General features: G+C 34.8%; 5 protein-coding genes and 3 tRNA genes. 5 read left to right on the top strand and 3 right to left on the bottom strand.

Going from position 1 to position 6,118, the window contains the following annotated elements; translation table 11 throughout:
* Window positions 1–678 precede the first annotated feature (678 nt).
* Both pssA and F8B77_RS17035 read right to left on the bottom strand, forming a co-directional pair.
* Window positions 679–2,031 (bottom strand): CDP-diacylglycerol--serine O-phosphatidyltransferase, encoded by a 1,353-nt coding sequence (gene pssA / locus F8B77_RS17040; protein WP_151656841.1) that lies wholly within the window; start codon window positions 2,029–2,031, stop codon window positions 679–681.
* Window positions 2,032–2,103: 72 nt separating this feature from the next.
* On the bottom strand, window positions 2,104–2,532 hold the full coding sequence (locus tag F8B77_RS17035) for a GNAT family N-acetyltransferase (protein ID WP_130049411.1): 429 nt from the start codon (window positions 2,530–2,532) through the stop codon (window positions 2,104–2,106).
* Between the two features lie 71 nt (window positions 2,533–2,603).
* Between F8B77_RS17035 and murB the strand changes: the two genes are divergently transcribed.
* Window positions 2,604–3,656 (top strand): UDP-N-acetylmuramate dehydrogenase, encoded by a 1,053-nt coding sequence (gene murB / locus F8B77_RS17030; protein ID WP_151656839.1) that lies wholly within the window; start codon window positions 2,604–2,606, stop codon window positions 3,654–3,656.
* Window positions 3,640–4,599 (top strand): bifunctional biotin--[acetyl-CoA-carboxylase] ligase/biotin operon repressor BirA, encoded by a 960-nt coding sequence (birA, locus tag F8B77_RS17025; protein ID WP_151656837.1) that lies wholly within the window; start codon window positions 3,640–3,642, stop codon window positions 4,597–4,599. Before murB ends, birA begins: the two co-directional genes overlap by 17 nt.
* Here birA and coaA read toward each other — a convergent pair whose 3' ends face one another.
* Window positions 4,600–5,523, bottom strand: a complete 924-nt coding sequence (gene coaA / locus F8B77_RS17020; protein WP_151656835.1) for a type I pantothenate kinase — start codon at window positions 5,521–5,523, stop codon at window positions 4,600–4,602.
* A 193-nt stretch (window positions 5,524–5,716) separates the two neighbouring features.
* Between coaA and F8B77_RS17015 the strand changes: the two genes are divergently transcribed.
* From F8B77_RS17015 to F8B77_RS17005, 3 genes are all read left to right on the top strand, one after another.
* Window positions 5,717–5,792: transfer RNA gene (locus F8B77_RS17015), tRNA-Thr, on the top strand.
* A gap of 46 nt (window positions 5,793–5,838) precedes the next feature.
* A tRNA-Tyr gene (locus F8B77_RS17010) sits at window positions 5,839–5,922 on the top strand.
* Between the two features lie 34 nt (window positions 5,923–5,956).
* Window positions 5,957–6,031, top strand: a tRNA-Gly gene (locus F8B77_RS17005).
* Window positions 6,032–6,118 lie beyond the last annotated feature (87 nt).

Below are 6,118 nucleotides of genomic sequence, written 5' to 3'. Positions count from 1 at the left end.
GGGGTCGCGGGTTCGAGTCCCGTCCACTCCGCCACTATTTTAAAAAGCCCTAATCGAAAGATTAGGGCTTTTTTAGGTTTATTGAAAATGAATATTACTATTAATTTGAAATTTCACAGACACCTAATCTCTCACGTTTATTATCCCTTTCCTAAGTAATACCAATCGTAGTAAATAATACCAATCTACATAAGTATTTGATCATTCTTGCTTGTTAAAATTGATTATATCTGCGTTATAAATTTTGTAATTAGATCCACTAGTTACTGTAATTTATGCCTTGCTCTAATCGATTTTTTCTGCGCAATTATCTGAACAACTACTTATCCAGAATGGTATAACTGATCATCCTAGCTGGTAAAATACTCGAAAATAGCGTTGAAATTTTTAGTTGTAGAATAACGACTTATCGAAAATCTAGCCTTGTTCTCAAGTGTTTTTCCTACGTAATTATCTAAACAACCACTTATCCAGAATGGTATTAAAACTAATACAGTTATAATCAATAAAATTTCGGTATATTACCATGCTTGTTCAATGAGTGTTAATTCAGAGTGGAATTGTAGTGATGTTTTGAACTTATTTTAATAGTATTGGCTTTCTTATTAGAGACGGGGCTCTTATAGGAAGGAGGTTATTGGATATGTACTTAATTTCAGAACATACCCAATAATAATATTATAGGATTTGATTTAAAATATGATCGGCTTTAATTCGTTTAATTCGTTTTATTAAACGTTTTACTTCCGCTGGGTAGCTATTTAGTTTTTCTACTTGTTTATAGGAACCTATCAACTGTGTATGTTCTAAGATAACGTCTAGTTCAGCTTGCTTAGTTTCTACAAGTAATTGCTCAGGATCTTGTAATAATAAGCCATTTTCAAGATCTAGCTTCCAAGCTCTTGGATTCAGGTTGCTTCCTGTAATTAAAGTATATTCTTTATCAACCCACATACCTTTAAGGTGAAAACTGTTTTTTTCATGTTTCCAAAGGTGAAAAGATAATTGTCTACTCGCTATATATGTTTCATTAGTCTTCGCAAAGCTTCTTAAATTCATCTCATATAAATAAGGTAAGCCTGCGATTGTTTTGAACCCTTCTTCAGGATCTATGTAGAAGTCATTTGCTGTTTTATCGCCAACAATGATTGTTACTTTTACGCCTCGTTGCAGTGCTTTTTTTAGCTCTTTTGCGATAGGTTTAGGGAAGTTAAAGTAAGGTGTGCAAATCGTGATTTCAGATATAGCGGATGCTAGAAGAAGACGAATATTATTATTTAATTTGTTGCCTTTTCGCCCTAAGCCAACAAGAGGTGTAACACCAACCTCACCCTTTTTTCTGAGTTGAGAGATAAATTGATAGTTAGCTAAACCTAATTGCTTTCTTAGTTCTTTAATTGCAGGCTTTAATGACTTTGTTTCAGGTCTTTTTTGTTGAGACAAACAATTAACAGCAGGACTAGCAATCAATGTTTTCTTAATGAAAGAAACCATTGAATTAGCAAGGAAAGAATTATTTAGAACGTGATATCGATCAAAACGGTATTTATCTTTATAAGCAAGATACACATCATTTAAGCTAGCACCGCTGTAAATAACCGTATCATCGAAAATAAACCCTTTAAGATGTAATACACCAAATACTTCTTTATTTCTTACGGGTACACCAAGAACATTTATAGCGTGTTCGTATTTTTCAGAGAATTCACGATATAGAGCGGCATTACCATCACTTTTTTCTGCACCAATAAGGCCTCGTTGAGCACGATGCCAATCAACAAGAACATTGATATCTAGCGATGGATTTTTTTGTTTCGCTTCATAGAGAGCGGTAAATACTTCTCTACCAGCATCATCATTTTCTAAATATAGTGCAACGATATAGATCCGCTGTTGAGCATTTTCTATTTGTTTTAGGAGTTCATACCGAAAATCTGCAGCTGTATGAAGTATCTTAATATTCTCAGGATTTTGAGACAACATTGGAAGCATAGACAGCTGTTCTTTACTTTCTTGAGGTTTTAAATTCATAACCGGTCATTAAATTATCAATATAAGGAGATAGATTTTAGCAAATTTCGAATCTATTGCCGAGAGTAATATCTAATTGTTATGTTTTTTATATACCAAAATATCCAGCTTTTTTCCTCCATGTGTATAACGTTCATATTTTGATGTAATAACGTGAGGAATACTCTCTTTAGCAAGTGTGAAGTTATTCTTAAGGTAAAAAGCAGTTAACTGTGGGTCGCATAAGCAGTAACAATGATTTAGAGAAAGAAGTTTTTTTGTTTCATTGATAAGGTAGTTACCTAATTGTTTACCTCTCATTTCTTCAATGATCATCATCCCAGTAAGGAAATGGCAATCTTCATATGTTTTAATTCGTACTGCCCCAATAATTATTTTGTTATTTTCTAGCGCGATAATATCTTCTTTTCCTTTAGGTTTTCCTGAAGGGTAATTTGCTTTATATAGCTTATGGAGTAAAGGGAGGCGCAATTTATCTAAATGAGAAACGGTAAGATTCATTAGTTGTGTTCTATATAGTTTTTGTGGATTAAGTTAGAATGTACTTAATCTAGTCAATTAAATACAGCACTATGAAAATATTATTAAGCAAAGAACTTAAGCCTTATAACAGTTTTTCAATCAACCAAAATGCAGAATTGATACTCCAAGCCGATTCAGTTCAAGATCTCATTGATATTTGGTCTGATGATAAATACTCAGATATGATAAAGCTCCCTTTAGGTGCGGGAAGTAATACATTGTTTTGTAATGTATTTAACGGTGTTGTTGTCTTGAATCGTATTTATGGTAGATCTGTTATAGAAACGGAAGGAGACTACTTCCTTAAGGTGTCAAGCGGTGAAGATTGGCCTAATCTTGTTGAATGGTGCGTTGATAATGGGCTCCCTGGTATTGAAAATTTAGCTATGATCCCTGGCTGTGTAGGCACCGCTCCAATTCAAAATATTGGAGCGTACGGCCTTGAATTAAAAGATGTTTGTGAATCTGTCGAATACTTAGATCTCGATAGCTTACAGATTAAAACACTTCAAAATACTGATTGCTATTTTGGTTATCGAGAGTCTATCTTTAAACATGAACTTAAAGATAAATGCATAATAACCGCAATAACTCTCCGCTTAGCAAAAAAATGGACCCCGCTTTTATCGTATGGTCCCTTAAGTGCTTTACGCGATAAAAAAACAACGACTACTCGAGATGTATTTAATAAAGTTTGTGAAATTAGATGCCAAAAATTACCAGATCCTAAAGTTTTAGGAAATGCCGGTAGTTTCTTTAAAAATCCGATTATTTCAAGTAAACAGTATTTTTCTCTACTTAAATCTTATCCTAACCTACCTGCATACGATGTTAAAGATGGGAAGAAGATTCCTGCAGGGTGGTTAATTGATAATGCGGGCCTCAAAGGATTCAAAATAAATGATGCTCAAGTACATAAAGAACAGGCTTTAGTTTTGATAAATAATGGGGAGGCAACATCAGATGATATTTTAAAATTAGCCCATCATGTAAAACTAACAGTTCTTAATATGTATAACATTGAGCTTGAACATGAAGTTCGATTTTATGCTAATGGAAAAGAATCCTTTTTATCGGAGTTATTTCATGAAAGATCACACTAAGAAACTAGTAATACTCGATTTACTTAGTGATGGTCAGTTTCATTCAGGTGAGGAACTTGGTGAAGTTTTAAAGATTTCTCGAGCAGCAATAAGTAAACATATAACAGTCATTCAAGACTGGGGCCTTGAAGTTTATAAGGTTAAAGGAAAAGGCTATGCACTTTCTAATCCCATTGAGCTATTGAATGGAGCGTTAATTCATCATGCAAACTTACCTTCTCCTAAATTGCTTGGTGTGATTGACTCTACTAATCAGTATCTTCTTAATAATATGGATACAATTCAAAGTGGTCAATCTTGTTTTGCTGAATATCAAGAGGCAGGTCGAGGGAGGCGAGGGCGTACTTGGGTTTCTCCTTTTGGTTGTAATATTTATTTCTCTTTATATTGGCGGTTAGAAGACGGTCTTGCTGCAACTATGGGATTAAGTTTAGCTATTGGGGTTGCTGTAGTTGATGCATTAGAACGTCTAGGTTGTAGCAATTTAAAGTTAAAGTGGCCTAATGATATTTACTGGAATAACCGTAAGTTAGCGGGGGTTCTTATTGAGCTATCCGCTCAATCTGGCGGGGCTGCACATGTAGTTATTGGGGTAGGGATTAACGTAAATCTTAGCGAAAGATTTGATTCTGCGATCGATCAACCATGGGTGGATTTACATACTATCCTAGAGAAGAATAATATCCGAAATACGTTAGCGAATGAGTTACTCATTTCATTATTTAATGTGATGAAAGAATTTGAATACTCAGGCTTATCAAGTTTTGTTCATCGATGGAATGAGCTCGATAATTTCAAAAAACAGACAATATCTCTTCAGCTAGGTAATGGTACAGTGACGGGCGTGTGTGAAGGGATCGATCCTCAAGGTGCACTTTTACTCACGGTTAATGATGAAATTAAATCATACAACGGAGGTGAAATATCAATAAAAAAAAGCTAATTATTTTCTGATAGATACCTGATTTATTGAATGGTTTTTTCCTTTAGAAAGAATCAAGTGTGCTCTATTTTTTGTTGGTAATATATTTTCTTCTAGATTGATACCATTAATAGTATCCCAAATGTGCTGAGCCTTATCGATCGACTCCTTTGTAGATAGCTCAGTGTAGTGTGAAAAGTATGAGCCGTTTTCTTTAAAAGCACTTTCCCTTAATTTTAGAAAACGTTCTACGTACCATTCTTTAAGCTGCTCGTGAGAAGCATCAACATAAATTGAAAAGTTTAAAAAGTCAGATACAAAGCGATGATGAAGTTCGTCAGGATAATCATTACTGTTTTGCAGTACATTTAATCCTTCTATAATTAATATATCAGGAGATTCAACAATCTTACGCTTACCAGTAATATTATAGGTTAAATGTGAATACAGAGGCGCAGAGACTGATTTTTTTCCTGATTTTACGTCTGATACAAAAGAGACAAGCGATTGCGTATCGTAAGACTCTGGAAATCCTTTTCTATGCATGATCTTTCTTGCTTTAAGATGTTCATTTGGATAAAGAAAGCCATCAGTTGTTACTAGCTGAGTATCCAAGTTAGGTAACAACTGCTTTAATAATGTTTGTATTATACGAGCGGTTGTGCTTTTACCAACGGCAACACTTCCTGCTATCCCAATGATAAAAGGGGACTTTATATCTTGGTGAGATAAAAATTGCTCTAAGATAATGTTCTTTTCTCTATGACTATCAATATGAAGCTGTAAGAGTCGTATTAGTGGTAAATATATTTCGGTTACCTCATCTATATTTATATTTTCATTAATACCACGCAGGCTTGTTAACTCTTTTTCTGTGAGTGTCATAGGAGTTGATTTCCGTAATTCAGCCCAACGATCACGAGTAAAGGTTAAATAAGAGTTCACATGATTTACCTGGTAGATTAATGAGTGCTGAACAATACAATAAGGCGGAATAAGAAAAAAGTAGTCTCATCACTTTTCAGGTGTGCTTTTGACAATATAGGCAATTTTTGGCGCGAAAAAGCAAAAAAAAACGTTTTATTTGAATTTTCAGTTGCATGATATTTCCAGATTAACTAGAATGCGCACCAATTGTGCCGACTTAGCTCAGTAGGTAGAGCAACTGACTTGTAATCAGTAGGTCACCAGTTCGACTCCGGTAGTCGGCACCATCTTATTTTCTTTATTTAATACAAAAAGAATTTAAGATTAAAATTTGGAGGGGTTCCCGAGTGGCCAAAGGGAGCAGACTGTAAATCTGCCGCGAAAGCTTCGATGGTTCGAATCCGTCCCCCTCCACCATATTCAAGGTAAAATAGCTCAGTCGAGTTACATTGCGTGCATCGTATAATGGCTATTACCTCAGCCTTCCAAGCTGATGATGCGGGTTCGATTCCCGCTGCACGCTCCATCTCCTATTTTCCTTTATATTTCAAATGTATTTTATTGGTTACGTGGTCATTTATAACCACCAATGCCGTACCTAGAGGGACTATCA

This window comes from Aliivibrio finisterrensis (assembly GCF_008933155.1).
Classification (GTDB): domain Bacteria; phylum Pseudomonadota; class Gammaproteobacteria; order Enterobacterales; family Vibrionaceae; genus Aliivibrio; species Aliivibrio finisterrensis.
Note: the sequence above shows the minus strand (reverse complement) of the source record. Positions and strands in the feature narration are given on the sequence as shown.

Coding starts and splice junctions, on each gene's coding strand:
- birA (WP_151656837.1), top strand. CDS start 3,640: ATGAAAGATCACACTAAGAAACTAGTAATACTCGATTTACTTAGTGAT.
- murB (WP_151656839.1), top strand. CDS start 2,604: ATGAAAATATTATTAAGCAAAGAACTTAAGCCTTATAACAGTTTTTCA.
- F8B77_RS17035 (WP_130049411.1), bottom strand. CDS start 2,532: ATGAATCTTACCGTTTCTCATTTAGATAAATTGCGCCTCCCTTTACTC.
- pssA (WP_151656841.1), bottom strand. CDS start 2,031: ATGAATTTAAAACCTCAAGAAAGTAAAGAACAGCTGTCTATGCTTCCA.